Consider the following 1,891-nt stretch of genomic DNA (forward strand, 5'->3'; position numbering starts at 1 on the left):
CCGGTGTCGGATGCGGAACCGCAGCCGGCGAGGAGGACGAGCAGCACCACCGCGAGCGGCCCGGTGACGGCCCGGACGGCCGTCACCGGGACCTGTGCACCCATCGCGATCAGTTGCCGCTCTGGAGCGCGACCCGCTCGATGATGTCCTTCTGCGCCTTGATCTGGGCACTGGAGGACGCCGGGTTGATGCGCACCGACTCGGCCGTGAACACCGCTGCGCCGAAGGTGCTGTCCTTGCTGCCGTTGCCGTCGGTGTCGACCGGTGTCGCGAGCTTGACCGACCCGTTGGCGAAGTTCAGCCAGGCCCCGAGCAGCTGCTGGTCGAAGATGACGTTCGCCGGGGACTTGGCCGGGGAGTTCAGCACCTTGGTGGCCTTGGCCCGCGTCGAGGCGTCGGTCTTCTCGTCGAACACCATGCTGAGCGCTCCGACGATGTCGAGGTAGCACTGCAGCTCCGCCGGGGTGAAGTCGTTCGGGGCCTTGGTGCGGTACTGGTTCAGCCACCAGCCGTGCCCCTTGGAGACGTCGGCGTTGCCGGTGATGAGCACGAGCGCGCTGTCAGCCGCCGAGCCGAGGTCGTCGTCGGTCACCGTCACGTCCAGGGTGTAGGCGCACGCGTCGACGTAGGCGTGGGTCTTGCTGAAGTCGACGTCGCGCGGCTGGTTGCTCGGGCTCTTCGCCGGGTCGGTGCCGGGCGGGTTGACCAACGAGGTCTGCGTGTCGCTCGACCCGTCGCCCCAGGCCCACTTGGCGGTGAGGTCATCGCTGCCCGGGTCCACGGATCCGACGGGCACGGTCAGGTTCTCACCGGCCTCGAGGATGAACGCGGAGACGCCGTCGTAGACCTGCTCGCTCGAGGTGTCGATGACCGCGGTCGGGGCGATGTTGCCGACGGTCGCGACCTCGCTGTCGCAGTTGCCGGTGGTGTCGTCGTCGGCGGCGCACACCTGCACGGTGAACGCGCCGTCGTCGCCGTACTGGTGGTCGACCGAGAACGTCAGCGTCGCGTTCGGGCGCACGTTCTCGAGGGTGCCGGCGAGGGCGACCGGGGACGCGCCGTCGTCGAAGGAGATCGTCGCCGTGAGCGGGTCGAGCCAGCCCGGGTCGGTGACGGTTCCCGACACGGTGACCGTGCCGCCCTCGTCGATCGGCGTGATCGCGGTGACGCTGACGGTCGGGGCGACGTTCGTCACGGTCACCTGCGACGTCGCGGTCGCGGTGTTGCCGAAGGTGTCGGTCACCCGCAGCCCGATCGGGAAGACGCCGTCCTGCCCGACCGTGGAGAACGTCGGGTTCGCACCGGTCGCGTCGTCGTAGGCGCCGTCGTTGTCGAGGTCCCACTCGTAGGTGGCGATGGCGCCCGCAGACGGGTCGCTTCCGGCGGCCGAGCCGGTGCCGTCGAGCGACACGTCGGTGCCCTCAGGCGTCACGTACGGACCGCCCGCGTCGGCGGTGGGAAGGCACTGAGCCGGGATGTCGTCACTGAAGGTCGGCACGGTGTCCAGGCTTCCGGTGGACCCCGTCCCGAGACCTCGGCCGGCGAACGCCGACCAGATGAGGCACCGGTTGGCGTTGCCATCGGCGGCGAGCAGCCCGTCGCGCGCCTGCAGGAAGGTCGGGTTGGCCGTGGTGGCCTTCATGCCGTCGAGCACGAGGGAGGCCATAGCCTCGACACCGCCGGGCAGCTGGTCGCGGATGTCGTAGAGCGCGCTCGCCCAGATCTGGCCCGGCCCGTGACCGCTGCTGGCGTTGACGTCGTAGTCCTGGAAGTCGAGGTTGGAGGCGTTGTAGGCCACCGACCGGATGCCGGTGCTCGCGTTGCCCGTCACGTACTCACCGATGACGGCGTCGCCCCACTTCAGGTAGGAGATGACGTCGCTCCAGCCCTC

The 1,891-nt window shown here is 69.7% G+C and carries 1 protein-coding gene; it reads right to left on the bottom strand.

Annotation, left to right across the window (positions count from 1 at the left end; translation table 11 throughout):
- Window positions 1-109: 109 nt before the first annotated feature.
- The coding region (locus tag PLL68_RS07750) for a M36 family metallopeptidase (RefSeq protein WP_324533199.1) at window positions 110-1,891 on the bottom strand (1,782 nt) is incomplete at its 5' end.

Origin of the sequence: Ornithinibacter sp., from assembly GCF_035443565.1 — a bacterium.
In the GTDB taxonomy this organism is placed as follows: Bacteria; Actinomycetota; Actinomycetes; order Actinomycetales; family Dermatophilaceae; genus Fodinibacter.